Annotated in this window: 25 protein-coding genes; 9 read left to right on the top strand and 16 right to left on the bottom strand. The window is 43.5% G+C overall.

All coding sequences use genetic code 11. The features are described from left to right. Window positions 1-2 precede the first annotated feature (2 nt). The 3 genes from G460_RS0113560 (at window position 3) to G460_RS0113550 (ending at window position 2843) form a co-directional block, all read left to right on the top strand. Window positions 3-917: a hydroxypyruvate isomerase family protein gene (locus tag G460_RS0113560; protein ID WP_026955871.1), complete on the top strand. Its 915-nt coding sequence runs from the start codon at window positions 3-5 to the stop codon at window positions 915-917. Between the two features lie 10 nt (window positions 918-927). Beyond that, window positions 928-1965 (top strand): WD40/YVTN/BNR-like repeat-containing protein, encoded by a 1038-nt coding sequence (locus tag G460_RS0113555; protein WP_026955870.1) that lies wholly within the window; start codon window positions 928-930, stop codon window positions 1963-1965. 137 nt (window positions 1966-2102) lie between these two features. Beyond that, window positions 2103-2843: a 1-(5-phosphoribosyl)-5-[(5-phosphoribosylamino)methylideneamino]imidazole-4-carboxamide isomerase gene (locus G460_RS0113550; protein WP_026955869.1), complete on the top strand. Its 741-nt coding sequence runs from the start codon at window positions 2103-2105 to the stop codon at window positions 2841-2843. 49 nt (window positions 2844-2892) lie between these two features. Here the strand turns inward: G460_RS0113550 and G460_RS0113545 are convergent, their stop codons facing one another. After that, window positions 2893-3249: a hypothetical protein gene (locus G460_RS0113545; RefSeq protein WP_026955868.1), complete on the bottom strand. Its 357-nt coding sequence runs from the start codon at window positions 3247-3249 to the stop codon at window positions 2893-2895. 73 nt (window positions 3250-3322) lie between these two features. Here G460_RS0113545 and G460_RS0113540 point away from each other — a divergent pair, with 73 nt between their 5' ends. Next, window positions 3323-3661 carry a tRNA-binding protein gene (locus tag G460_RS0113540; RefSeq protein WP_026955867.1) on the top strand — a complete coding sequence of 113 codons (339 nt, stop codon included), beginning with the start codon at window positions 3323-3325 and terminating at the stop codon, window positions 3659-3661. Window positions 3662-3673: 12 nt separating this feature from the next. On the opposite strand, the gene G460_RS0113535 is transcribed toward G460_RS0113540, so the two are convergent. From G460_RS0113535 to tpiA, 6 genes are all read right to left on the bottom strand, one after another. Next, entirely contained in the window at window positions 3674-5203 is a 1530-nt protein-coding gene (locus tag G460_RS0113535; RefSeq protein WP_026955866.1) for a GH3 auxin-responsive promoter family protein, read from the bottom strand. After that, window positions 5203-5943, bottom strand: a complete 741-nt coding sequence (gene lptB, locus G460_RS0113530) for an LPS export ABC transporter ATP-binding protein (protein ID WP_026955865.1) — start codon at window positions 5941-5943, stop codon at window positions 5203-5205. Before lptB ends, G460_RS0113535 begins: the two co-directional genes overlap by 1 nt. Before the next feature lies 1 nt (window position 5944). Beyond that, on the bottom strand, window positions 5945-7669 hold the full coding sequence (gene recJ, locus G460_RS0113525; RefSeq protein WP_026955864.1) for a single-stranded-DNA-specific exonuclease RecJ: 1725 nt from the start codon (window positions 7667-7669) through the stop codon (window positions 5945-5947). 97 nt (window positions 7670-7766) lie between these two features. Continuing rightward, window positions 7767-7955, bottom strand: a complete 189-nt coding sequence (locus G460_RS0113520; protein ID WP_026955863.1) for a hypothetical protein — start codon at window positions 7953-7955, stop codon at window positions 7767-7769. A gap of 1 nt (window position 7956) precedes the next feature. Next, the gene (prmA, locus tag G460_RS0113515) at window positions 7957-8784 is read right to left on the bottom strand and encodes a 50S ribosomal protein L11 methyltransferase (protein ID WP_026955862.1); all 828 of its coding nucleotides are present in this window, start codon (window positions 8782-8784) and stop codon (window positions 7957-7959) included. A gap of 3 nt (window positions 8785-8787) precedes the next feature. Next, complete coding sequence (tpiA, locus tag G460_RS0113510; RefSeq protein ID WP_026955861.1) at window positions 8788-9549, bottom strand: triose-phosphate isomerase; 762 nt, start codon at window positions 9547-9549, stop codon at window positions 8788-8790. Between the two features lie 67 nt (window positions 9550-9616). On the opposite strand from tpiA, the gene G460_RS0113505 reads away from it, so the two are divergent. Further along, entirely contained in the window at window positions 9617-10123 is a 507-nt protein-coding gene (locus tag G460_RS0113505) for a regulatory protein RecX (RefSeq protein WP_026955860.1), read from the top strand. 383 nt (window positions 10124-10506) lie between these two features. Here G460_RS0113505 and crtD read toward each other — a convergent pair whose 3' ends face one another. Further along, on the bottom strand, window positions 10507-11985 hold the full coding sequence (gene crtD / locus G460_RS0113500) for a 1-hydroxycarotenoid 3,4-desaturase CrtD (protein WP_026955859.1): 1479 nt from the start codon (window positions 11983-11985) through the stop codon (window positions 10507-10509). Window positions 11986-12154: 169 nt separating this feature from the next. On the opposite strand from crtD, the gene G460_RS0113495 reads away from it, so the two are divergent. Further along, a complete protein-coding gene (locus G460_RS0113495) occupies window positions 12155-13174 on the top strand; it encodes a glycoside hydrolase family 43 protein (RefSeq protein ID WP_035464448.1) in 1020 nt (339 codons plus the stop codon). Window positions 13175-13328: 154 nt separating this feature from the next. Here the strand turns inward: G460_RS0113495 and G460_RS0113490 are convergent, their stop codons facing one another. Further along, window positions 13329-14795 (bottom strand): glycine--tRNA ligase, encoded by a 1467-nt coding sequence (locus tag G460_RS0113490; protein WP_026955857.1) that lies wholly within the window; start codon window positions 14793-14795, stop codon window positions 13329-13331. Window positions 14796-15445: 650 nt separating this feature from the next. On the opposite strand from G460_RS0113490, the gene G460_RS0113485 reads away from it, so the two are divergent. Further along, entirely contained in the window at window positions 15446-16717 is a 1272-nt protein-coding gene (locus G460_RS0113485) for an outer membrane beta-barrel protein (RefSeq protein WP_026955856.1), read from the top strand. Window positions 16718-16731: 14 nt separating this feature from the next. Here the strand turns inward: G460_RS0113485 and G460_RS0113480 are convergent, their stop codons facing one another. Next, the gene (locus G460_RS0113480; protein WP_026955855.1) at window positions 16732-18894 is read right to left on the bottom strand and encodes a protein-disulfide reductase DsbD family protein; all 2163 of its coding nucleotides are present in this window, start codon (window positions 18892-18894) and stop codon (window positions 16732-16734) included. A gap of 172 nt (window positions 18895-19066) precedes the next feature. After that, on the bottom strand, window positions 19067-20458 hold the full coding sequence (locus tag G460_RS0113475; protein ID WP_026955854.1) for a dipeptidase: 1392 nt from the start codon (window positions 20456-20458) through the stop codon (window positions 19067-19069). A gap of 99 nt (window positions 20459-20557) precedes the next feature. Between G460_RS0113475 and G460_RS0113470 the strand changes: the two genes are divergently transcribed. After that, window positions 20558-21535, top strand: coding sequence for an NADPH:quinone oxidoreductase family protein (locus G460_RS0113470; RefSeq protein WP_026955853.1), 978 nt, complete (start codon window positions 20558-20560; stop codon window positions 21533-21535). On the opposite strand, the gene G460_RS0113465 is transcribed toward G460_RS0113470, so the two are convergent. The 4 genes from G460_RS0113465 to G460_RS0113450 form a co-directional block, all read right to left on the bottom strand. After that, window positions 21528-22076: a DUF7010 family protein gene (locus G460_RS0113465; protein WP_026955852.1), complete on the bottom strand. Its 549-nt coding sequence runs from the start codon at window positions 22074-22076 to the stop codon at window positions 21528-21530. The genes G460_RS0113470 and G460_RS0113465 overlap by 8 nt on opposite strands. A gap of 11 nt (window positions 22077-22087) precedes the next feature. Continuing rightward, window positions 22088-22534, bottom strand: a complete 447-nt coding sequence (locus tag G460_RS21875; RefSeq protein ID WP_051316047.1) for a MarR family winged helix-turn-helix transcriptional regulator — start codon at window positions 22532-22534, stop codon at window positions 22088-22090. A 64-nt stretch (window positions 22535-22598) separates the two neighbouring features. Then, window positions 22599-23825: a redoxin domain-containing protein gene (locus tag G460_RS0113455; RefSeq protein ID WP_084421318.1), complete on the bottom strand. Its 1227-nt coding sequence runs from the start codon at window positions 23823-23825 to the stop codon at window positions 22599-22601. Further along, window positions 23806-25107: a Gfo/Idh/MocA family protein gene (locus G460_RS0113450; protein ID WP_026955850.1), complete on the bottom strand. Its 1302-nt coding sequence runs from the start codon at window positions 25105-25107 to the stop codon at window positions 23806-23808. The genes G460_RS0113455 and G460_RS0113450 overlap by 20 nt, the downstream gene beginning before the upstream one ends. A 178-nt stretch (window positions 25108-25285) precedes the next feature. Between G460_RS0113450 and G460_RS0113445 the strand changes: the two genes are divergently transcribed. After that, on the top strand, window positions 25286-26218 hold the full coding sequence (locus G460_RS0113445) for a hydrogen peroxide-inducible genes activator (RefSeq protein ID WP_026955849.1): 933 nt from the start codon (window positions 25286-25288) through the stop codon (window positions 26216-26218). Here the strand turns inward: G460_RS0113445 and G460_RS0113440 are convergent, their stop codons facing one another. Then, window positions 26219-26686, bottom strand: a complete 468-nt coding sequence (locus G460_RS0113440) for a copper resistance protein NlpE (protein ID WP_026955848.1) — start codon at window positions 26684-26686, stop codon at window positions 26219-26221. Between the last annotated feature and the right edge of the window lie 37 nt (window positions 26687-26723).

Here is a 26723-nt window from a genome sequence, read left to right as displayed (position 1 = left end):
CCATGGAAAGAAGAGGATTTATCAAAAAAGTAGGATTAGGAAGTACCTTGATGGGTATGACAGGTGCTATGGCTATGCCTGCTTTTGGAATGGAACAAAAGAAAGCTCCAGTTTTCAAAATGGACTTCGCTCCACATTTCGGGATGTTTCGCAATTCAGCTCCGGGAGGTCTTGAAGATGAGTTGAGATTCATGGCAGATCAAGGTTTCCGTTCGTTGGAAGACAATGGAATGCTTGGCAGATCAGTCGAAGATCAGACTCTGATTGCCAAAACTATGGAGGAGCTCGGGATGAGAATGGGAGTTTTTGTCATTGATGGTGGAGACAACTGGAAAGTATCTCTGACTACTGGAAAGCAAGAATTCATGGATACATTCTTGGCTACCTGTAAAAAATCTGTGGAGGTGGCCAAGCGTGTCAATGCCACTTGGATGACTGTAGTTCCTGGTTATTTTGAGAGAAACCTTCCCATGGGTGTCCAGACAGCCAATATCATCGAGGCTTATAAGCGAGCTTCTGAAATCTTCGAGCCGCATGGATTGGTGATGGTGATGGAGCCATTGAGTGACAATCCGGACCTTTTCCTAAGACATGCTGATCAATCCTATATGATTTGCAAAGCTGTGGATAGTCCGGCTTGTAAGATCCTATACGATGCGTATCACATGCAGCGCAATGAAGGAAATCTCATTGCCACTATGCAAAAGACCTGGGATGAGATTGCTTATATCCAAATCGGAGATAATCCAGGCAGAAAGGAACCAGGAACAGGCGAAATTCATTATGGTAATGTCTTTAAATTTATCCATGAAAAAGGCTTCCAAGGTATCTGTGGAATGGAGCACGGCAATGCCCAACCTGGCAAGGAGGGGGAAGAAGCCCTGATCCAGGCCTACAGAGCGGTGGATGTTCCTTAATTTATATCGCATGATCAAGAAGTATTTATTAGCGCTTTCCTTCGGGTTAGCGCTTTTTTCCTGCCAAAATTCAGAAGAGGAAAGTATTCCCGATAAACCATCGGGTTGGGAAATTTTTGAAACTCCCGTGAAAAGCTCTTTGAGAGGGCTTTCTGCTGTCACCAAAGATATTGCTTGGGCGAGTGGCTCCGAAGGTACTTGGCTAAGGACTGTGGATGGAGGCAAGACTTGGACTCACGGAATTGTGGCTGGCTTGGATACGGTAGATTTCAGATCTATCCATGCCTTTGATGCGGAGACTGCTGTGGTGGTGTCTGCAGGCCAGCCATCGGTCATTTACAAGACCGAAGATGGGGGTAAGACTTGGTTGCTCAAGCATCAAGAGGTAGAAGAAGCATTTTTGGACGGGATTACATTTGCTGATGAGGATCGGGGCTATGTGATCGGCGATCCGGTGGATGGCAAGTGGATGCTGCTGCAGACTATCGACCAAGGAACTACTTGGACTGCACTCAAAACCCTTCCTGATCCAATCTCAGGAGAGGCTGCATTTGCAGCGAGTGCCTCAAATCTACTGGCGGTAGGAGATGAGCTTTTTCTGGGTAGCGGTGGTAGCGAGTCCAATCTTTACATCTCAAGTGACCGTGGAAGTACTTGGCTAAAAACTAAAAGCCCTATGAATCAGGGGGAATCTTCTCAAGGGATTTTTAGTATGACCTCAGATGGAAAAGGAGAGTTGATCATGGTCGGCGGGGATTATACTCAGCCAGACTTGGTAGAGGGGAATTTTGGTTTGTTTTCACTCACTCACCAGCAATGGGTAGAACCTACTTCACCGCCTTTGGGCTATCGTTCAGGTGTGCAATATTTCCCTAGATTTCAATGGATTATTGCTGTGGGGACGACCGGAACAGACTTTTCAAAAGATGGAGGTCTTAGTTGGGAGTCATTTTCTCAGGAGACATTCCGGGCTGTTGAGCTGAGCCACAGTGGAGGGAGTATGTGGGCATCTGGACCGGATGGGAAGGTGGCAAAATTGATTTTTTAAGGTGATCAAGGAATGGGTTTGACCACGGGTATCTAAAAAATATTCAAAAGAATTAATTTTTCGATATAGTGGAAACCTGACTACAGTATTATCTTAGGGATGCAATACGCAGATCTCAGTCCAATAAACCTAAAAATATGATGACGTTTGAAATCATTCCTTCCATTTGGTTGATCAACGGAAAATGTGTCCGGCTCCAAAGAGGTGATTTTTCTACCGAAGAAGTGATTTCCAATAATCCACTGGAAATTGCCCAGCAATTTGAATCTATCGGTATCCAACGCTTGCATTTAGTGGATTTGGATGGAGCCCGTCGAGGCGAACCCAAAAATTATCACATTCTAGAGGCGATTGCGGGCTATACCGATCTGAAGGTGGATTATACCGGTGGCATCACGACAGATGGTGATGTCATCAAAAGCTTTGAGTTTGGAGCCAAGACCGTCACTATTTCTTCCGCAGCAGCCAATTATCCAGAGCGATTTTCACAATTTCTCCTTTCCTATGGCCGTGAAAAAATAAATCTCGCTGCCGATACCAATCCTGCCGATTACAAAATCAAAATCCGGGGATGGTTGAAAAAAACCAGTATTGATCTTTTTGATCACATTGAGTTTTTTCATGATAGAGGACTCAAGTATGTCAAATGCTCCGATATCAGTCGAGATGGCGTCATGGAAGGGCCAAATATTGAGCTGTATCGACAGATCATGGAAAAATTCCCGTCTATTCATCTCGCAGGCAGCGGAGGAGTCAGGGGGATAGATGATTTTAGAAAAATGAAAGAAGCTGGATTAAAAGCTGCGGTATTTGGACGGGCCTTCTATGAGGGTAGAATCAGTTTGAAGGACTTAGAAGAATTTCTAGCAGAAGCATAAAAAAAAGAGGCCCATGAGCCTCTTTTTTTTCATATTAAGAAAACACAACTTAATCTGCTTTGAACTTGTCCACCACGTACAAAAAGATATTGAATGATAGCGTAGATGGTACTGGCTCTACTTTTTTACCCTCCGGATTCAAAACCACTTCTCTACGAATAGGAGTACTTGGGATCGGAGATGGCTTCTGAGTAGACTTGTTTGTCGCTGGTAAAACTTTGGGAATCACCACTTCTTGCTCTAATTGATCCTCCAAGATGACTCTATCCATCGTCTTGGAAGACTCAGGCTCCAATTTGTCTCGCTCGCTTTGAGCAAAAGATTCTCCTGCCAATAGGCATAATCCTAGCGTGACTCCACTAAGAATTCCAGCTTTCTTGAAAGAAAATATTGAAATTTTGGACATTTTTAAAATTGGATTACCAAAGTTTAAGTAATAGGTTTGCAAAGAGTTTCTAAAAATAGTAAAAAATTTTTCTATGCAAACGATTGATATCGAAGATTTTTCCAAAATTGATCTTAGAATAGGAACAATTTTAAGGGTAGAAAATTTTGAGAAAGCGAGAAAACCTGCCTATAAAATTTGGGTTGATTTGGGAGAAGAGCTTGGAGTGAAAAAATCTTCTGCGCAAGTCACCAAGCTATATGACCCAGAAAATCTCATTGGCATGCAAGTACTCTGCGTGGTCAATTTCAAACCCCGGCAAATTGCTGATTTTATGTCAGAAGTCTTGATTACTGGATTTTCAGATCCGAATGGAGCTATCATTCTGACTACAGCAGAGCGGACAGCTCCCAATGGTGCAAAGCTTCATTGAGCAGGTTCTGATCTATGCCAGCTCCTGAAGTAGAGGCAGTAACTCGTCCAAATATTCCCGTGTGTTAGCAAGCCTTGGGACTTTATTTTGTCCTCCCAGCTTTCCTTTGGATTTGAGCCAATGTTCAAACAGACCTTCTGGAGCTATATGAATTATTGGCTTTTCAAGAGCCAAGTCTTTATGTCTTTTAGCATCGTAGTCAGAATTGACTTCTCGTAAATGCTGGTCCAGCACCTCCTTGAAGCGCTCAAGCTGTGCTGGGGGGGATTTGAACTCAACGATCCACTCATGTGCACCCTTGCTGTCACTCCCTTCAAAATATACCGGGGCAGCAGTGAAGTTCAACACAGTTGCCTGCGTTTCTTCAGCAGCCATGGCAATGGCTTTTTCAGCATTTTCTACAATGACCTCTTCGCCAAATGCATTGATGAAGTGTTTTGTCCTTCCAGAGATCCGGAAGCGATAGGGGCTTGTCGAGGTGAATTTGACCGTATCTCCTATTTTGTATCTCCAGAGACCTCCATTGGTTGTGATGATAAGTGCATAATTTTTCCCTACTTCTACCTCTTGTAGCGGGATCACTTGAGGGCTATCGCTATCCCATTCTTCCATGGGGATAAATTCGTAGAAAATCCCATAATCCAAGAGAAGTAGAAGCTCGTCAGAGTCAGGCTGATCCTGAAGCCCAAAAAACCCTTCGGAAGCATTATAGGTCTCCATATACCTCATTTTGTCCGAGGGAATGAGTTCTTTGAAGAGTGATCTGTAGGGGCCAAAAGCTACTGCGCCATGAAAAAAGACCTCCAGATTGGGCCAGACTTCCAAAATATTCTTGGCACCTTTTAGTTCCATAACCTTCCGGATCAAAACGATGGTCCAAGTGGGAACACCGGCAATGCTGACGACATTTTCATTCATCGTCTCTTTAGCCATTTTGTCGATTTTGGCCTCCCATTCCCCCATCAGAGCTGTTTCTAGCGATGGAGTCCTGACAAATTGAGCCCAGATCGGGAGGTTTTGCATGATGACGGCAGAGATATCACCGACTTTTGCACTCCCATCAGGATTAAGTGGGTTTTTCTCCAGTGTACCACCTACAGAGAGGCTTTTGCCTGAGAATAGTTTAGACTCTGGAAAGTTGTTTACATAGATCGATACCATGTCTTTGCCACCTTTGTAATGACAATCTTCCAGACTTTCTTCAGAAACAGGAATGTATTTGCTGCGACTGGAGGTAGTACCTGAGGACTTCGAAAACCATTCGATCTCGGTGTCCCAGAGTACAAACTGCTCCCCTTTCATATGTCGATCGATGTAGGGCTTGATGCCAGCATAATCGAGTACGGGAACTTTTGCAGCAAAATCCTGATAGGTTTTGATGGACGCGAAATCATGTTCTTTTCCGAACGTGGTGTGCTTTCCGGCCTCTATCAAATCCCAAAAAATCTCCTCCTGAACAGGAATTGGGTTTTTCTTAAAATTGTCGATCTGACCCAGTCTGTTTTTGAAAATCCAGGTCATGAAGCTGTTTAAGACTTCCATTAGTGATTAAAAATTTTACGTTTCAGCTCAAATTGACTTCCTAAATATACTTTTCGGACTTGCTCATCTGCGGCTAGCTCTTCGGCAGTCCCTGCTTTGAGCAGTTTCCCTTCAAACATCAAATATGCCCTGTCTGTAATTGAGAGCGTCTCGTTGACATTATGATCTGTAATCAGGATTCCGATATTTTTGGTTTTGAGTTTGGCGACGATGGTTTGGATCTCTTCTACTGCGATAGGATCGACCCCGGCAAAAGGTTCATCCAAGAGCACAAATTTGGGATCTACTGCCAAAGCCCGAGCGATTTCGGTTCTTCTTCGTTCGCCTCCTGATAGGACCATCCCTAAGTTTTTGCGGACATGAGTCAGACTGAATTCCTCGAGGAGACTTTCTACCTTTTCTTTCTGCTGGGCTTTGGGCATATTGGTCATTTCCAATACGGCCCGAATATTCTCTTCGACCGATAATTTTCTGAAAACGGAGGCCTCCTGAGCGAGATAGCCGATTCCCTCCTGAGCTCGCTTGTACATCGGGAGACTGGTGATATTTTCATTTTCCAGAAAAATTTTCCCCTCGTTAGGCTGGATCAGTCCCACTATCATATAAAATGAAGTAGTCTTTCCAGCTCCATTGGGGCCGAGAAGCCCGACAATTTCACCTTGTTTGACTTCCACAGAAATGTCATTGACGACACGTCTGCCTTTGTAGATTTTTACCAAATGGTCGGCCCGAAGTTTCATCCTAATCAAATTTGATGTCTTTCACATAGAGTTGCAGGCTACTCCTGTCTCTGAAAAAATTCTCTCTCATCTCCGCTACAATGTCAAATCGCATCCTGCCTCGTAGCATATTCACGGTAGTCAGATCCGGGTCTTTGGCGCGGTCTGCCATGCCAAATCCGAGACATACAGGCGTGGTCACCTGTCCATCTTGCACAATTTTGAATCTCAGGTGCTTGTCTTTCAAAACGGTGACATCTTCTGCCAAGACATTGGAAATCCTAAACACAGGTTCTGGATTGCCAGGGCCAAAAGGTGCCATTTGGCGGAGTATATTGTAAAATCTGTAATTGATCTGATCTAATAGCAATTCGTCATCTACCTCTATGACGGGTTTGCGGTGTACTTCCTCGATGCGACTTTTGACTACTGCTTCAAATTTGCTTTGAAAAGCAGGCACCTTGTCCACCGATAGGGTGAGACCAGCAGCATACTTGTGTCCGCCAAACTGGTCCAGTAAATCGGAGCATTCGGCAATAGCTTCGTAGATGTCAAAGTCTACCACTGAGCGTGCACTTCCAGTGGCTTTTTCGTTGGATTCGGTGAGGATAATCGTAGGCCTGTAATACTTTTCGATACAGCGACTGGCTACGATTCCGATCACTCCTTTGTGCCAATCTTCCTTGAAAAGAACCGTGGTATTCCACTCAGCTTCTTCCTCTCGGGAAGCAATCATTTCAAAAGCTTCCTTGGTGATATTTTCGTCAAAATTCCTTCTGGTCGCATTGACTTCGTCGACAAGTTTGGCCCGTTCGATGGCTTCTTCCAAATCAGTGGAAATTAAGAGCTCCACCGAAGCTTTGGCGTGCTCGAGTCTCCCGGAGGCATTGATACGAGGTCCGATTTTGAAGACTATATCGGAGATGCCGATATCCTTCTCTATTTTACTGCGGAAAATAAGGGCTTTGAGTCCCGGCCTAGGAGAATTATTGATTCGGTCCAGCCCGTAATAGGCGAGGATACGGTTTTCTCCGGTGATTGGTACGATATCAGCAGCAATACTTACTACCAGCAAATCCAAGTAGCCATAAAGGCTGGATTCTTCCATTTTTTTTGCTTTCGCAAAAGCCTGAATCAGCTTGAAGCCCACTCCGCAACCACTAAGTTCTTTGTAGGGATAGACACAGTCTTTTCGCTTGGCATCCAGCACTGCGATAGCCTGTGGCAGTTCGTCGCCCGGAGTATGATGGTCACAGATGATGAAATCGACTCCCAGTTGCTTGGCAAGATTGACCTTGTCAATAGCTTTGATCCCGCAGTCTAGTGCGATTACCAGGGAAAAGTCATTTTCGGCAGCGTAGCGGACTCCCCTTTCGGAAATACCATATCCTTCTTTATAGCGATCTGGGATATAAAAGTCCACATGAGGGTAAATGCCTTTTAAAAAACTATAAACTAAGGCCACGGCTGTCGTTCCGTCTACGTCGTAGTCTCCGTAGACAAGGATTTTTTCTTCGCTTGCGATCGCCAGCTCGATCCTTTCCACGGCAGCTTGCATGTCCTGCATCAAAAAAGGATCATGCAATTGGCTCAAAGTAGGTCTGAAATAGTCCTTGGCCTGCTCAAAACTCTCCACATCCCGATTGATCAACATATTCGCCAAGGTGGGATTCACATTGATCTCTTTGCCTAATCGCTCAATGGTGGCTTGTGAGGCTTTGGGTTTTTGCTTCCAGACGTACTCCATTTGGCTAAATTACGAAAGAATTTGGGATAGAATCTGCCTCTTTTGAAGAGGGCATTAGTCTTTCAATCGAAGATAACCCGAAAAGGTTTCAGTGGCTTCAGCCTTTCGTGTTTTTGTAGCGAAACCAAAAAAATCCAGGAAAAATAAGTGCTTTAAGTTTCCAGTCGTTCTTCTCCTTGATGCTCAGGTCATTATCTGCATGTACTGTACGGTACATTTTACCAGCCAAAAGACAATGTCCGATCAAGGCTGCGAAAATGACTGCATAACTAATCAGCTCCTGCATCTTAGGATTTTTTAAGGATTAATGCTGCCCAATTGTTCTTTTCAGAGCTTTTGATCATCTCAAGTCCCAGTGGATTTGCCACTTCCAAGAGATCCTCAATATCCTCTGTATAGAAACCGCTGAGGAAGAGAAATCCATCTTTTTCCAAAAGTGAGGCATACACCTCCATTTCATCCAAGAGGACATTCTTGTTGATGTTTGCCAAAACAATGTCGTAAGGACCTTGAGGTTTTACCTCACGAATGGTACCGAGCCCCATCTTCAGCCCCATTCCGTTGAGCTCAAAATTTTCATTGCCATTGTCCACACACCAGTCGTCGATATCAAAAGCTTCTACCTCACTGGCCCCCAGAAGATGAGCCATAATAGCGAGAATTCCAGTGCCAGAACCAACATCCAAGACTCTTTTTCCATGATGGGCGATAGTCCCTTGGAGTTTGAGCATCTGAAAAGTAGTCGCGTGATGCCCTGTGCCAAAAGACATCTTCGGGTTGATGACGATCTCATGCTTGAATCCCTCTTTTGCTGGGTGAAAAGAAGCTCTGACATAGACCAAATCATCTACTGCGATGGGATCATAGTTTTTTTCCCACTCCTCATTCCAGTTGACTTTGGCTACCTTTCCTTCGGTCACCGTAATCTGAGCAGCCTCTTGGTATTTTGCGATTAGCTCGTCAAATGCTACTCTTTCGAAGGAATCAGAAGGGGCATAAATATCAATTCCTTCCTCTGTCTCGAGGAAGGAATCAAAGCCAATTTCAGATAATTCGGCAATCAGGATTTCCCGGAATTCCTCCAGGCAGGTGATTTTAAATTCCAGGTAATCCATGGTTTAGTAAGATTTTACGATGTCGATAAAGTCTCTTGATTTCAAAGAAGCCCCGCCGATCAAACCACCGTCCACATCTTCTTTGGAAAGCAATTCTTTGGCATTGTCCGGCTTCATGCTACCTCCGTAAAGAATCGAAATTTCAGCAGCTACTTCTTTGCCATATTTGCTGGCTAGATGTCTTCTCAAAGCTTGGTGCATTTCCTGAGCTTGGTCAGCTGATGCGGTTTTTCCTGTTCCGATAGCCCAGATAGGCTCGTATGCGATGACTACTTTTTGGATTTCCTCTGCGCTGAGAGAGAATAGGGAGTCAGTCAATTGGAATTTCACGTTGGATTCGTGAGTACCAGCCTCGCGAATTTCAAGAGATTCACCACAGCAGAAAATCGGGGTCAAGCCATTTTCCAAAGCCTTTTTCACTTTCAGTGCCAGTAGCTCATTATCTTCTTTGAAGTATTCTCTTCTTTCCGAATGTCCGATGATCACATATTGTGCTCCAAAAGAAGCGATGATAGAAGCAGAGGTTTCACCGGTATAGGCACCAGAGTCTTTGTCGGAGCAGTTTTGGGCGCCAACGAAAATTCCTGCGGTATCTCCGATCAATTTCTTAACTGGGAATAGGTGAGGAAAGGGAGGATTGAGCACTACCGTCACATCGGAAACCTGCTCGTCTTTGTACATGTTGACGATTTCAGAGGTCAGTTTTTGGCCTTCATCAAAAGTCAGATTCATTTTCCAGTTTCCGGCGATGATTTTTTTGCGCATATCGGATTTAAAATTTTTATAGGTTTGAGTTTCTAAAAATTTTCATTTTGGCCTAAAAGTAAGGAAAATGTCTGGTTGGCGAAAAAATAAGCCTTCCTCTAGCCCAAAAAAAACCTGGACTCTCGAGGAAGCTAAAGAGAAGCTTTCGAGCTATTGTGCCTACCAAGAGCGATGTGCCTGGGAGGTCCGCCGAAAGCTCTATGAAAAAAAGATTTCGGGAGAAAAAGCAGAGGAGCTGATCGAGTATCTGATCACTGAGAAATTTCTGGATGAAGAGCGCTATGCTAAGGCTTTTGCCCGGGGTAAATTCCGCCTAAAGAAATGGGGTAGAAACAGAATCAAGCTAGAACTCAAAATGCGACAGATCTCTGAAGAATTGATCAGAAAGGGTTTGTCAGAGATAGATCCTGAGGAATACTATGACACTCTGCTGTGTGAGACCGAAAAGAAATGGGAGAAGACTACTGAAGCTGACCTTTTCAAAAAGCGTTATAAAGTTGTCGGCTATTTGATGCAGAAGGGTTTTGAGCAGGATTTGGTGCAGGAAGCCTTGGCTAGTATTCAGTCTCAGTGATTAGTAATCATAGTTTACGAAATGAGAAGTTGGAGCAGCGGAGAATTATTGATTTAGGAATTACGATTTACGAGCAATAGAGTGGAGTTTGACGGATTCTACAAAATTGAACGTCATTGGGAGAATTTAAAAGGATTGGTGCGAAAGCCATGGACCAAGTACAATCTCTTATTCTCTCAATCTCTATAATCGAAAGCGATAGGAAATTTACGAAAAACGAGCAACGGAGATTTTTTGATTTACGAATTACGATTTACGCGTAGTAGAGTGGAGTTTGACGGATTCTACAAAATTGGACGTTTTAGAAGAATTTAAATGGACTGGTGTGAAAGCTATGAACCATGGACTTAGGACAATCTCTTAATCTTCTATTCTCTTTTCTCTCAGTCTTCCAATTTTGGAATAAAATCACTCATAATCTTCGCCGAAAGCAAGGCCAAAGGAATCCCTCCGCCGGGATGCACAGATCCTCCGCAGAAGTATAGGTTTTTGATACTTGATGAGTAGTTGGCATGTCTGAGAAAAGCTGCAAATCGGTTGTTGGAACTATTGCCATACAAGGCTCCCTGCGCGCTGGAAGTTTTGATCTCGATTAGTCTGGGATCCAGCATTTCTTCGACTTCAATCAAGGGTTCCAGATCGGTTTTCAGAATACGATTGATTTTGGCAAGGATGTTTTTTCTTGCCTCTGCTATCAACTCATCCCAGTTCTGACCTTGATTATTGGGGACATTGATCATGGTAAACCAATTCATGCATCCTGTTGGTGCATCATCAGGTTTGCAAACAGAAGTACTATTGATATAGACCGTAGGATCTTGGTAGATGGTTCCTTTTTTGAAGATATGCTCAAATTCGCTATTGTAATCCTCCGAAAACAGGATATTGTGCAGGTCTAATTCTTTAAATTCTTTCTTGATCCCCCAATAGAAAATCAATGCCGAGCTGGATTTGGGCTGGTTGAGGAGTCGCTTGGGTTGTTTTTGTTTCTTCAAAATGGTCTTGTAAGCATTGACCATATCCATATTGTTTACGACCAAATCAGCATCAAACCTTTTCCCATTGGCGAAAACACCCACAGCCTTTCCTCTTTCTACAATTACCTCTTCTACTTTTGAATCGAAATGATAGTTTACACCCAAGTCCTTGCTGAGTTGGTACAAGCTAAGCGTAATATCATGCATCCCTTTTTTGGGGAAATAGGCACCGATATTGAACTCCAAATGAGGGATGATATTCAGGGTCGCTGGGGTCTGATACGGGTCAGAACCGTTGTAGGTCGCATAGCGATTGAATAATTGCACCAATTTCGGATTTTCGAATAGCTTTTCATTGGCTTGATTCATGGTAGAGAAAATCCCAAGCCTTCCTATTTTTCCATAGGATTTCAAAGCATCTGGTCCAGTCCAAGTTCTCAACTTATGGAGAGATTGATGCATAAAAAGCGGAGCCAGATGCTTATAGATAAAGGAGGAATCTTTCAGTGCCGATCTGATATGATCCGCGGGTTCGCCTAATTTGGTTTCTACTTCCTCGGCAAAGCGATTGATATCTGCCCAAACCTGAATTCTTTTTCCATCTTCCCAAAAATAATGACAGGTCACATCCAGTTTTTGGTAGTCAAAGTGCTCTTTAGGATCTTTTCCGGCCAGGCAAAAGAGCTCTTCCACTTGCTCTGGCAAAGTGAAAAGAGATGGTCCTGCGTCGAATCTGTATCCGTCTTTTCTGATTTCCGATAATTTCCCGCCTGGATATGAGTTGGCTTCAAAAACCTCGACTTGATACCCTTTTACGGCAAGACGAATGGCCGCGGCAATTCCGGCAATTCCCGATCCGATGACTATGGCTAGTTTTTGATTCATGTAGTTTTACTAACATACAAAAGTTTAGACTGTTTTAGGTTCTTCGGAATTTTAAATTCCGAAGAACCTAAATACTTCACCCAAACCTATTATTCCCCGTCCAGAAAAAGCTGACACTTGTGAAGCATACATTTTCTAATATTAAGGTTTCAAACCAATTCTCTATTTGATGAAAAAGCATTTTGTTTGGGGGCTTTCGCTTTTAGCGTTTGCATGCTCTACTAAAACTGAAACGAAAGAAGAAGCTCCACAGCTTTCTGGCAACCCCATTTTTGAGGGTTGGTATGCTGATCCGGAAGGGATCGTTTTTGGAGATGAATATTGGGTGTATCCGACTTTTTCGGCCAAATACAAAGAACAATTGCACTTTGATGCATTCTCTTCCAAAGACTTGGTGACGTGGGAAAAGCATGCAAATATCCTGGATACCGCAGCAATCAAATGGGCCAGACAGGCTATGTGGGCTCCAGCGGCAATTGAAAAGGATGGGAAATATTACCTCTTTTTCTCTGCCAATGACATCCAGACTCCCGAGCGTGCGGGTTACGATCCGAATAATGACATCAACCACTTTGGTGGAATCGGCATCGCTGTGGCTGACAACCCGGGAGGTCCATTCAAAGACTATTTGGGAGAACCTTTACTCTCTGAATTTTACAATGGTGCACAGCCGATCGATCAGTTTGTATTCAAAGATGTAGATGGCACCCATTACTTCTTTTACGGAGGCTGGGGACACTGTAATTTGGGGAAATTAAACGCTGACTTTACCGGTTTTGAACCTTGGGAAGATGGTGAGCTTTTCCATGAAATTACCCCAGAAGGCTATGTGGAAGGCCCTTTTATGTTTTTGAGAAATGGAACTTATTATCTAATGTGGTCTGAAGGTGGCTGGACGAATGAAAGCTACAAAGTAGCTTACGCCATGTCTGATTCTCCGACAGGGCCTTTTGAAAGAGTGGGAACCATCTTGGAAAGAGATAGCATCGCAACTGGAGCAGGACATAACTCTGTGATCCAAAAGCCCAACTCAGATGATTGGTATATGATCTATCACAGAAGACCCATTCCAAACGAGGACAGAGATCATCGTGTGACATGTATCGATGTGATGGAATTCAATGAGGATGGCACCATCAAGCCCATTGTCATGACTTTTGAAGGAGTGGCGGCGAATCCGATTGATTGAAATTCAGTAGGATAAAGTTTGAATTCTGAAAAGTACGCAGAATAAAAGGTTTCGTGAGGACACGAAACCGGGCGGAAGAAACCAAACAAAAAGCCTTGAGAAATTAAATTCTCAAGGCTTTTTTTATAGTTCATCGGGCATTAAGTATCCGACATTAAATCTTTTCAAAAACTCTTCTGAAGCTGGTTGCCTCAGCAATTTTGCCATGCAATTCAGAGATGGAAACTCTTTCTTGCTCGGTGGTATCTCTATGACGGATCGTAACGGTATTGTCTTCCAACGTCTGATGATCCACAGCAATACAGAAAGGTGTACCAATCAAATCCTGACGGGTATATCTCTTTCCAATAGAAGCCGCATCTTCATAAATGATGTTGAAATCATACTTCAGCAACTCCACGATTTCCTTCGCTTTCTCTGGCAATCCATCTTTCTTGGTAATCGGAAGGATAGCTGCTTTCACTGGAGCGATAGCCGGATGGAATTTCAAATAGGTTCTGCTCTTTTCTTCAGTTTTTTCTTCAGTGAAGGCATTGCAAAGGGTCAACAAGAACAAGCGGTCGGCACCGATTGATGTTTCAATCACATAGGGAATGTAGTTCTGGTTGATTTCCGGATCGAAGTATTGTTGCTTCTTCTTGGAGAATTCCTGATGGGATTTCAAATCAAAATCAGTTCTGGAGTGAATCCCTTCCACTTCCTTGAAACCAAATGGGAATTCATATTCGATATCCATGGCAGCATTGGCATAGTGAGCCAATTTCTCATGGTCATGCTTTCTCAATTTTTCGGCTGGCGTGCCCAAAGCCAAGTGCCAGTTCATACGGGTTTCAGCCCATTGCTTGTACCATTCCAGTTCTGAACCAGGACGTACAAAGAATTGCATTTCCATCTGCTCAAATTCGCGCATACGGAAGATAAACTGACGGGCAACGATCTCGTTTCTGAAAGCCTTACCGATCTGGGCAATCCCGAAAGGAACTTTCATTCTGGCTGTTTTTTGCACATTCAGGAAATTGACGAAAATCCCTTGAGCAGTCTCTGGACGCAAGTAGATAGTGGAAGCATCTTCAGCCACAGAACCCACTTGAGTAGAAAACATCAAGTTGAACTGACGAACATCGGTCCAATTGGTAGTTCCACTGATCGGACAAGCGATCCCGGTATTCACGATCAAATCACGAACTCCAGCCAAATCTTCCGCTTCCAGCAATCTTGCCAAAGACGCAGTCAAAGCTTTCGCCTCGTCTTCTTTTCCTTCATTTTCCAATTTGGCAGCATGCTCTTCAACCAACACATCGGCACGATAACGCTTCTTGCTGTCTTTGTTGTCGATCATAGGGTCATTGAAAGAATCCACGTGACCGGAAGCTTTCCAAGTTGTCGGATGCATAAAAATCGCTGCATCTATCCCCACGATATTGCCATGAAGACGGGTCATGGTTTCCCACCAGAGACGCTTTAGGTTGTTTTTCAACTCAACCCCGTAAGCCCCATAATCATAGACCGCTTGCAAGCCATCATAGATCTCAGAACTTGGGTACACAAAACCATACTCCTTGGCATGGGAAATAATATCTTTCAATTGGGCGTTTTCCGCCTGGTTTGCTGTCTTTGCCATAGGGCGCAAAAATAAAGAAACAAATTGATTTGCAGGAAGAGAATTGGAAAATCAGGCTGCCCCGAATGGATTTTGGGTCATCGAAAAGTATATTTTTAGAACTATTCCGCAAGCTCAACTCAGTTAGAACGTGTTTAGACTTGGGAGTGGTTTTAAAACTATGCATAGGCCGATTCCAAACCCATTCCGGACTGATCCCCGGCTACCAAACAATCCCTGAATCCCATCAGGAATTAGACGCAACCGGTCTTCAGTCTACGAATACTGTCAATTTTGATGGGTAAAACTGGAATCTTTCAGAAATTCTTTTCAAAAGTGTGGTGAAGATATTGGGGAGAGAGTAATGTTTGGGAAGATATAATCACCTCCTTATTCTTTTTGATAAATGTCAATAAAGTGAATTTTCACATTTGGAATGTATTGGTCAAATGGCACATTTTAAAATTAATCATTAGTACTAAATATTTGATAGTTAGTCATTTCTGAAATGATTGGTTTTTTTGGTTAATCAAATGCTTGAAAGCGAAATTTCTTTAGAATAAAAACACTCAAAATAGTGAATACTTTGAGTCAAATTATTCCTTTTATTCGCGCACCCTTTTCTTCCGAAGATGAAGGGGAGAATAATTCCAGATTCACGCTTTTTCACTATGAAAGAAATTATTTCCTTTAGAAAAATTGGATTACTTGTTTTATCACTTTTAATTTTTCAGAGTTCATTTTCTCAAGAAAATTATCTTCCAGGTTATGTTATAAAAACCGATGCCGATACACTATCAGGGTTTATAGATTATCGGAATTGGGAGAAAAATCCAGATAAAATAAATTTTGTTACTCAATTGGGTGAAAACCCAAGAGTTTTCACATTCCATGACATTTCGGAGTTTAAAGTAGGAGGTGAAATATATGTGAGTGGTATTGTTGATATCGAAGTTTCCCCTATTCAATTGGAAAACCTAACTGAGTCTCCTTCAACTCAATTGGGACGGGACACGACTTTTTTACAAACCTTGGTGAAAGGTCCCAAAAGCCTTTACTATTATAGGCATCCCCAAGGGAGAGATTATTTTTACATTGATGGCGAATCTGGTTTTGAACTATTGCTTTATAAGAAGTATGTCAAAACAGACAATGGTAATCCTAAAATCATAGAAAGTAAAAAGTATGTAGGTCAGTTGACGCTTTATTTAAATGATTGTGAATCTATTAGGGATAGGTTGAGTAGGGTGTCCTATAAGAAGAGTTCTCTTTCAGATCTATTTGAAGCTTATTACAAATGCACGGGGGCAACCGAGCTGACTTTTGATAAAGAAATTGAAAAAGGTCATGCCGAAATAGGTTTGTTGGCCGGGGCCTCCTATACAACAGTAAAATTCACAAGCACCGGGTATCCACATCTGGTGCAAGGGGGATTTAATTCTTCTGTAAATCCGACATTTGGACTGTTTCTGGATTTAGTTTTACCTAGAAACCAAGGAAAGCTTTCAGTTTATAATGAGCTTCAATATGCCAGCTATGAAGTGAGTGGAGAATATGAATCAATCGTTGATGAAAATGAATCTTCTTATACCACAACCAATATTGGTGCCTCTTACATCAGATTAAATAACCTTATTAGATATAAATACCCTGTTGGCAAACTTTTTTTCTTTGTCAATGGAGGTATTTCTAATGGTTTCGCAGTAAGTAAAACAAATTATATCAGAAGGGAATCCATTTTCTATGCTGATGAGAAGGTATATGAAGGTGAGGCAATCGACGATCCTCGAAAAATTGAAACCGGATTTATTGTAGGGACAGGGTTAAAAAGAGAAAAGCTTTCATTTGAACTTAGGTATGAAAATGGAAATGGATTTTCGAAAATTATCTCCTTAAGTCACGTTGACAACAGATATTTCTTTTTGGTTGGATATAGATTTTAATGCTTGATTAAAATCTATATTCTCCCTTCAAACTCCTCTTTCGCTCCATCCAAAAAGTCGATAAAGGCCTGGATATCGGTGTCGTAGGCTCGAGGAGAAGCTACTAGTTCGCCATTGTGATCCAGGATCACATAGTAGGGTTGGGCATTGTTTTCAAACTCGGTGATCTGGAAATCGGCATTTTGCTTGCCGATGGTTTTTTTGACTTTGCCATCGTAGTTCGACGTGTACCACTCGCTTTCCGGAAGCTCTGTTCTTTCGTCAATGTATAAAGCGACCATGACGTAGTCTTCTTTCAGTCTCCTTAAAACTCCAGGATCCACCCATACATTTTCCTCCATCTTCCGGCAATTGACGCAGCCGTGCCCGGTAAAGTCTATCAAAAGCGGCTTATTGGCTTTTTTAGCAGCGCGCATCGCCTGATCGTAGTCGAAATAGCCTTTGATGCCATGAGGGATTTCCAAGATGTCTGCATACTTCACAGGTTCGTCCAGAATATAAGTTCCTTCGGCTTCAGAGCTGTTTTCACCAAGCTTGAAATTCTGCGTAGTCAGTGGAGGCAAGTAGCCGCTGAGATACTTGAGTGGCGCACCCCAGAGACCCGGGATCATATAAACCACAAACATAAAAGTGATCAGAGCCAGCAGCAATCTCGGAACGCCAATGCTTTCCACTTTGGAATCATGAGGAAGTCGGATTTTTCCAAGGAGATAAAGTCCCAGTGCAGAGAAAATCACAATCCAGATCACCAAGAAAATGTCTCGATCCAAGATACCCCAGTGATATACCAAGTCGGCAATAGACAAGAATTTGAATGCCAATGCCAGTTCCAAGAATCCTAAAACTACCTTGACGGAATTCAACCAGCCACCGGATTTTGGAAGTTTATTCATCCACTCAGGGAAGATGGCGAAAAGTGTAAATGGAATCGCAAAGGCCAAAGAGAAAGAGAACATTCCCAGGATAGGCTTGAGAAGTTCGCCACCAGCAGAAGAGATCAGGATAGAGCCTACAATCGGACCAGTGCAGGAGAAAGAGACCAAAACCAAAGTGAAGGCCATAAAGAATATCCCCATCAAACCTCCTTTTTCAGCTTTTGCATCCACTTTGTTGACAAAAGAGGAAGGCAAATTGATCTCGAATAAGCCTAAGAACGCAAGGGCAAAGAAGATGAAAATACCGAAGAAGAATAAGTTGGGAATCCAGTGTGTGGCCAGCCAGTTGGCAAACTCAGGCCCCTGAATTGCCGCAACCGCAGTGCCTGCTATGGTATAGATAGCGATGATGGAAAACCCATAGATAAATGCATTTCTGATTCCGCTAGCTTTAGAACTAGCTCTTCCAGTGAAAAAGCTCACGGTCATCGGGATCATAGGAAATACGCATGGAGTCAATAAAGCTGCCAATCCCGCCAAAAATGCCAAAACCATAAATCCCAAAAGGCTGGAGTCCTCTGTATCTGTCAGTTCAAATTTTGAATTTTCAGAATCTAATTTCTCGGCTGATTCTCCGGAAGCACTTTGTTCTCGTGCTTCTCCAGAAGCTGGAGAAATCTCTGCATCCCCCGGCTCAACACTTGTAAAAGGGCTTTTTTCTTGTCCTGCTCCCGACGACTGTAGAGGATCAGAATCAGGACTGATTGGCTTTTTCTCCCCAGCTGCTTCTGGAAAAGCAGCCGAACTAGAAGGGTCCGGCTGAGCCGTGAAATCCAAAAGGATATCTTCCTCATAATTGATGCACTGCCCAGTCAGATCTGTACACATTTGGTATTCCAAGGTGCCTTTCAATTGGCCTGAGGTGGATTTGAGAATCAATTTTTGTTGGAAGACTCCCTTTTTCATGAAATAGGTAATATCACCTTCCCATGTATCATCGTATTTCGTTTTCGCTCCGACTTCCTCTAGGATTCCAATGGGTTGATAATCTCCTGATTGCTCGAGTTTCAATTCCGTCAGCAAAGGTCCTAGATCTGGGTCAAAGCTTGTCCCATACACATACCAGCCCGCAGGAATTTCCGCTTCCAAAATCAAAGTCACTTCCTGACCTACAGTTGGATTTGCAGGCTCTATTCTACTCGTCCAAACCGGTGGTTTGATGATCTGAGAAAAAGCCGAAAAGCTCACCAGTAGCATTAGCAGACTGAAAAAGCCGATTTTTTGGAGGAATTTAAAGCTCATAAACTCATAGGGAATTAAATCACAAGAGATTTAATTGGGCAAATGGTTCTGTATTTTTGGTCACATTGGGTATTGAAAAAGTCTTTTCATACCCAAATGGTTTTTTCAATCCCCCTATCCCCCTTTTGATCCTCGACAGTTGTCGGGAGGGGGAGTTGTTTAGGGATAAATTTTAAGATTGATCACTCAATGCCTTGAAATGACGGAAGAAGGCCGCAATGGTTTCGATACCCATCAAGTAATTTTGAACGCCATAGTGCTCATTTGGTGAGTGTAGCGCATCAGTATCCAATCCAAATCCATACAAAATCGGGTCAGAGCCCAATTCTTTTTGGAACAAAGCAACGATTGGAATTGATCCTCCTTCACGAGTAGGGATAGGCTTTTTGCCGAAAGTTTCTTCCATCGCCGCTTCTGCTGCTTTGTATCCAACTGACGTGTCAGAAACTACCGCAGGAGAACCACCATGATGGCTTTTCACTTTCACTTTTACACCTGCAGGAGCGATTGACTTGAAATGAGCCTCAAACAATTGTGCGATTTCATGCCAGTCCTGATCCGGAACCAATCTCATGGAGATTTTCGCATAAGCTTTGGAAGGAAGAACAGTTTTGGCGCCTTCTCCGATGTATCCACCCCAAATGCCATTGACATCCAGAGTCGGTCGGATGCCTACACGCTCGATGGTGGTATATCCTTTTTCTCCAAAAACAGTATCCACGTCGAGCTTTTCCTCATATTCCTTTAGATCAAAAGGAGCTTCATTCAATCTGCCTCTTTGCTCAGCGGTTAATTCCTGAACTTTGTCGTAGAAACCTGGGATAGTGATATGCTCATTCTCGTCTTTCAGAGAAGCAATCATCTTGCAAAGTACATTGATCGGGTTGGCAACAGCTCCTCCGTAAGTTCCCGAATGAAGATCGCGGTTTGGTCCAGTTACCTCGACTTCCATATAGGCCATTCCTCTCAGCCCAACGGTGATGGAAGGATCTTTCATGGAAATCATGTGTGTGTCTGAAATCAAAATCACATCAGATTTCAGCTTCTCTTTATTTTCGATGACAAATTTGTCCAAGTTGTCAGAACCCACTTCCTCTTCGCCTTCGATCATGAATTTCACGTTGCAAGGAAGTTCGCCAGAAGCCATCATTGCTTCGAAAGCTTTCACATGCATGTAAAATTGCCCCTTGTCATCTGCAGATCCACGGGCGAAAATCGCTCCTTCTGGATGGATTTTGGTTTTCTTGATGACCGGCTCAAACGGAGGCGAATCCCACAATTCGTAAGGATCTGCCGGCTGCACATCATAGTGGCCATACACCAAAACGGTCGGAAGGCTTGGGTCCACGATTTTTTCTCCATAAACAATCGGATATCCAGCCGTTGGGCAGATTTCTGCGACATCAGCACCTGCTTTGATCAGACTCTCTTTGACAAAATCCGCAGCTTTGAACACATCGTCTTTGAATTTCGGATCTGCACTCACAGAAGGGATTTTCAAAAGATCGATCAGTTCATTTAGAAACCTGTCTTTGTTGGATTGGATAAAATCGTTTACTGCCATGGGTTTGTATTCAATTGGTTTAAAGGCTTCAAAATTATCGCTTTCGGGAGGAAATGCCTACTTTCAAACCACTTTTCTCTGACACCAAACCCATTCAGTATGCAAGCCTTGATTTGTGCAAAATTCGGAATGCCAGAAACTCTTCATCTTTGTGAAATTCCTACTCCCATACCAGGTCCCAAGCAAGTTCTAGTGATGGTAGAGGCTTGTGGAGTGAATTTTCCGGATACCTTGATCATTCAGGACAAATATCAGTTCAAGCCAGAATTGCCTTTTTCTCCGGGAGGGGAACTGGTTGGGAAAGTCATCGTATGTGGAAAGGAAGTTTCCGATTTTCAGGTAGGTGATTATGTTTTGGGACTCAGCGGATGGGGAGGAATGGCCGAAAAGGCTTTGGTGGATGAAGACAGGGTATTTGCTTTGCCCAAGGATATTCCAGCCGAAACGGCTGCTGCAACTTTGTATACTTATGCGACTTCATTGTATGCCTTGAAGGATCGTGGAGGATTGAAAAGTGGAGAGACTTTGCTGGTATTGGGAGCTGGTGGAGGGATCGGTTTGGCAGCTGTGGAACTTGGGAAATTGATGGGAGCCAAAGTAATAGCGGCAGCGTCCTCTGTGGATAAGTTAGCAGCGGCCAAAGCAAAAGGTGCGGATTTGACTATAGACTATACTGAGGAGGATCTAAAAACCCGAATCAAAGAGTTGACCGATGGAGAAGGCGTAGATGTGGTCTTGGATCCTGTTGGAGGTTCTTACACTGAACAGGCTTTGAGAGGAATGGCTTGGGGAGGAAGATATTTGGTGGTGGGTTTTGCGCAGGGAGAAATCCCAAAGATGCCCATGAATTTGCCTTTGCTAAAAGGCTGTTCAATCGTAGGAGTTTTTTGGGGAAATTTTTCCAGAAAGGAAGCTGATAAAAACCGTGAGAATTTGAATCAATTAATGAATTGGATTTCCGAAGGGAAAATTCAAAAACCAGTTGTTTCGAAGTATTCCTTAAAAGAAGCTCCCAAAGCTTTGCGAGCGATGATGGATAGGAAATTGGTCGGAAAAGCAGTGGTAGTGCTTAATTAAGCGTTTTTCGTTTTCTATTTTTTAAAATCACTAGCGTCAAAATATAGATCCCAACTATGGCAAATGGGATGGCGACGAATCGGTATGCGGGCAATAGGTACCAAAGAGCCAAAACCAAAATAGTACGACTGACTGTATGGAAAATTCCGACCCAATGTCTGATAATCCAAGAAAATGGCAGCCACATCAAACCTGTCAGGATCCCAACAGACAGCGGAAGGGACGTATAGTCTTGCAAAAAGAAAGGGATAGCAATCGCATATACTAAAACAGCCTGAGCCACGGTGAAAAAAAACAGTCCATCGAACTCGTTTTTAGGCTTGGTCTTGTCAAGGAAATTCTCTCCTGTGTATTTAGATAGAAAAAGACCTAGGTATACAATACTTCCTGTTCCTATGAAAATGCTCCAAACAGCTATAAAGTCTGAAAAAAATGCCCCGACAATACCGATAATTGTCCAGACGATCAGGCCGGCAAGCGGTGTGGCGAGAAATTTTTGATTGGAAAATTCGAGGCGCTGTTCATCCAGTGTTCTTTGCATCTAGAATATACTTAGTGATTGTATTTTTCTCCTTCTTGAAAAGCCTTGATTTTTCCCTGCAAGAGCTCCATGGCCGTCGTGAATGTGCCGATCTCAATGGTTTCTTCCCCGTCAAAATCTACCTCCAATCGATTGAGGGCTTGGGTGACGGAGGATTGCAAGGACTTGCCCTGATAGGTCAGTTCTACCTTGACTTTGCGTTCATCTTCTTCGCTTCGGATTCTTTTGACATAGTTGCTGGCCTCTAGCTTTTTGATCAAGGGTGTAAGTGTTCCTGAGTCCAAGGCAAGCTTCTGACCGATCTGATTGACATAGAGTCCGTCTTCCTCCCAGAGTACTGCCAAAGTGAGGTATTGGGGATAGGTGAGATCAAATTCATTTAATCGCGACTGGATTGCCTGAATCATAAGTCGGGAGTTGGTGTAGAGGAGTAAAGATAGATCTGTCAATCGCGCCATGAGCTTAGAATCTTGTTTCAAATTGAATAGTGTAAAATTATCTTTTATCACTCAATCTCACAAGTCAATAGTATCTTCCAATCAATGGATGATCTACAATTTTTTGCTTCAAAAGAAGGGGGGACATGATTCCGTTTTTATTGTAATGGATATTTCCTCCAGGCTCTATCAGGAGGGTGATCGGGAGACTTCCATCCCAATCGCTTCCCACAACGTCTATGACGGCATATTTATCATCCGTATCCATGATGTAATTGGGCAAAGCTGAAGCTTTGCCTTTCAGATATTTGAGAGCTTTTTGATCTTGATCTGGAGCATCCATAGAGACTGAGACAAATTGGAAATCACGCTCTCCATACATTCGCTGCATGGTGACAAATTCAGGATATTCAATGATACATGGTCCGCACCAAGTCGCCCAGAAATTGACTAGTAGCAGTTCATCTGTCTCATTTTTAAGTAGTTTAGCCAAGCCCTCTGTGGATAACTTTTCTAGAGTGACAGGCTTTTCACTCCATTCTTTGTTGACTTTTTCTGTGTATTCATTTTTCCAGGCCCATTTCATAGAGCAGCCAAAAGCCGGTGTCTGAGCCTGATCGGCAGGGAGTACCTGTCCTGCCAAAGTTGCATCAATCGCTTTTCGGAGATCCTCTCCTTGTCCTGTACCCGGCTTTTCTGAAGCGTCGATGCGCCCCGAGTAGGTGAGCTTGCGTGCCTTGTCGAATACAAAAACATGGGGGGTAGCAGTCGGGCCATAAGCTGTGGAAAACTCATGGGTATCGCCATCATAGAGGTAAGGGAAATTATAGGTTTTGTTTTCTGCACGAATGATCATTTCTTGAAAACTGTCACTCAGATCCGTATAGCCCAGCTCCTCAGGGAGGATTGCAATGGGGCTATTGGCAGAGATGGCTACAAAGGCCACAGCCTGATCTTGGTAGTCAGATACAGCTTGGATAAACCTATCCTCATAAGCCTGGGCTGTAGGGCAATGATTACAGGTGAAATTGATGACCAAGACTTCTGCTTCTGCATAGTCATCAAGGGAGTGAAACTTCCCGTCTATGCCAGGTAAGTTAAATGGCGGCGCAGGATCTCCAATCTGCAACTTGGCGATTGGCTTTTCGGCTACCGACTGAGGGTCTGGGTCAAAAATCGTAAAGTCGTTTTTCTGCTGATCATCGACTAAGACTGATTCGGTTTTTGATTGGCAGGAAAAGGATGCCACGAGGACGAAGACAATACCTGCACTGTAGGATGCGGTTTTTATTTTAAAGAAGAGAGATTCCATGTTGATACGTGTAGTGTAGATGAGTATTGGCCTCGTAATCATTTCCAAAGTTCTGTGCTGCCGGATCCCATTGGAGAGGCCGATTGAGCTTGTGGGCGATGTTGCCGATAGTGCAAGTGGTGCAGGAGCTGTGGCCTATTTCCACCGGGACGATTGGATCTTTTCTTCGATGGATGGATTCGATGAAATCAACGTAGTGCTGATCGTAAACAAAGTTTTCTGGTTTGTCTTCCAGTGCCAGTTCTGGAATGGATGTGTCATAATTTCCTCTGGAAACCTTGATCCAACCTTTTTCTCCGATGAATTTCACACCTTGCCTGCCCTCATCAAAGGGAGTAATCCACAATTCCAATCCATTTGAATAGCGGTAAATCAATGGCTTATCCCCTGCTGGAGGAATGACAGCTACGGGGCCTTGTCTATCCATGCCCATGCCCCATTGGGCTACATCGATCATATGAGCACCCCAATCGGTCATGAGTCCACCGCCCGTCTCCTCATACCATCGCCAAGCTCCCCAGACTTTTTCATTTTGTTCAGGCTGAAGACTGATGGGAGGATTTAGTTCTGGATTATAGGGGATGTCCGAGATTGGGCCTGTCCATTTTTCCCAATTCAGTCCGGCTGGAATTGATTCTTTGGGAAGATCGTAGGGTTTGGGGAAAGGATTGTCTCCCACATGGGCGAGCACTTGGGTCAGTTTGCCTAGATTTCCCTTTTGTACATGGGTCACGGCTGTTTGGAAATTCACAGCAGACCGCTGCATGCTTCCTACTGCCAAGATAATGGAGTTTTCTCGAACAGCTTTTACCAGTTCTTGTCCCTCGAAAACCGTAAAAGTCAAAGGCTTTTCCAGATAAATATCCTTTTTTGCTTTGCAAGCGTCGATGGCGATTTTGGCATGCCAATGATCTGGCGTAGCAATCACGACTGCGTCTATCTCAGGATTGGCAAGCAATTCTTGGTAGTCTTCATAAGTCTTTATTTCTGGAGCTTTTGCTCCGCGGTCTGCGTAGTTTTTGTGAGTTCGCTGGACAAAGCGCTGCAACTTGATATCGTAGACATCGGCAGCTGCGATGACTTCTACTTGAGGCAAAGACATGAAGCGATTGAGAAGTCCCATAGCTTGTCTCCCTACTCCGATGAAGCCCATTTTGACTGTAGAAAGAGAAGCCTGGTTTTTTGTGTTGGCAAAAGAAAGTTGTGGGCCAAGGCTGAGGCCTGCTCCGGTAAGAAGGCTGCTTGCAATAAATTTCCTTCTTGAAAAATTTGATTTTGACATGGGGGAAAGGATTTTGGGTTTGATTGATTAAAGACATAAAATACTGGAAATCTTTAGGAAAGGGAAATCCAAAGGATGGCGTTGGCTAAAAAATTGGATGAAATGCACCGCCCCGAAAAACAGAGAGGGCTTAAACTCACCTAGCTTTTTCTAAATTAGCAGAGAAAGCTTCAGATATATGACTATCCAACAACTAGAATACCTCATTGCAGTAGACAAACATCGCCACTTTGGACAGGCCGCTGAGTCATGCTTTGTCACTCAGCCTACCCTGAGTGCCCAGCTGAGTAAGCTGGAGCGGGAGTTGGGGGTGATACTTTTTGACAGAAGCAAAATGCCGGTAATTCCTACCGAAATAGGAGTTCAGATCATCGCTCAAGCCAAAAGGGTCGTGTCAGAAAGCAAGGGGATACTGGAATTGGTGGCCCATCTCAAGGGAGATATATCAGGTGTCATCAAGTTGGGTATCATCCCGACCTTGGCGCCGTATCTTTTGCATCGATTTGTCAGGGTCTTTCTGGAGAAGTATCCCAATGTCAAGTTAGAGGTTCAGGAGATGGTCACCGAAGAAGTGATCAGAAGGTTGAAAAATGATGAATTGGATCTGGGGATCATCGTGACTCCTGTCATGGAGCCTGGCATATTAGAGAAGCCCATGTTTTATGAGAAATTCTATGCTTACCTCTCCAAAAATCACCCGCTGCTCCAGTACAAGGAGATCTATGCCAACCAGATCAAGGCCGAAGACCTATGGGTGATGCAGCAGGGACATTGCTTCCGGGATCAAGTAATCAATTTTTGTGATCAAAGTACCAGCGGACCTCAAAATTTTCACTACGAAAGTGGATCATTGGAAGGGCTGAAAAATATGGTCAACCGCTATCAGGGCTTGACTTTGCTGCCGGAACTGGCCACGATGGAGCTTTCGGAGGAAGAAAAGACCAGACTACGGCCTTTTGGAGGGGATGCTCCTACGAGGGAAGTCAGCATTATCTTGAACAGAAGCTATCTGAAGCAAAAGCTAGTCGAGTTACTCTTCAATGAAATCACTGCCGCCATTCCTGCAGAGATGACTTCCAAAGCTCACGGCAAAATTGTGCGTTTTAAGTGATCAATCCTGCTTGGTCAAAATATATTGGTCAGCCAGTGCTCCGGTGATTTGATTGCCATCCATATCCAGGTGCCAAATCCGATTTTCGCCCACTTTGTATTTGCCCGGAATACCATCTACACCATGAAGTGTAATGACAGATCCTGATTCATCCCAGGTGAATTTACCAAGATATTCGTGCTCCAAAGCGTCATTGAGACCGAAATAGTGCGTGGTATAATGATAGCTGCCATCTTGATTGAGTACCAGTTTTGTTTCGATTCCCTCACAATCTGCACAGGGTAAGGTACCCAAGTAGGTGCCAGCCCAGTCCAATGAGTTCATAGAGTTGTCTCCGCTACTGAGCGGAACTTCTATTGTTTCGGGAAATTGATCTAAAGTTTGCTCTTCAGTTTGAGCGGGCTTTTCAGCGCAAGCAAAGAAAAGAAGGGAAAGAAAAGCGAAGGTGGAAACTCTCAAATGCATCATTTATTCTTTAGTGGGATAAACTTAGGAATCCTAGCTC

The sequence above is a fragment of the Algoriphagus vanfongensis DSM 17529 genome, assembly GCF_000429465.1.
In the GTDB taxonomy this organism is placed as follows: Bacteria; Bacteroidota; Bacteroidia; order Cytophagales; family Cyclobacteriaceae; genus Algoriphagus; species Algoriphagus vanfongensis.
Note: the sequence above shows the minus strand (reverse complement) of the source record. Positions and strands in the feature narration are given on the sequence as shown.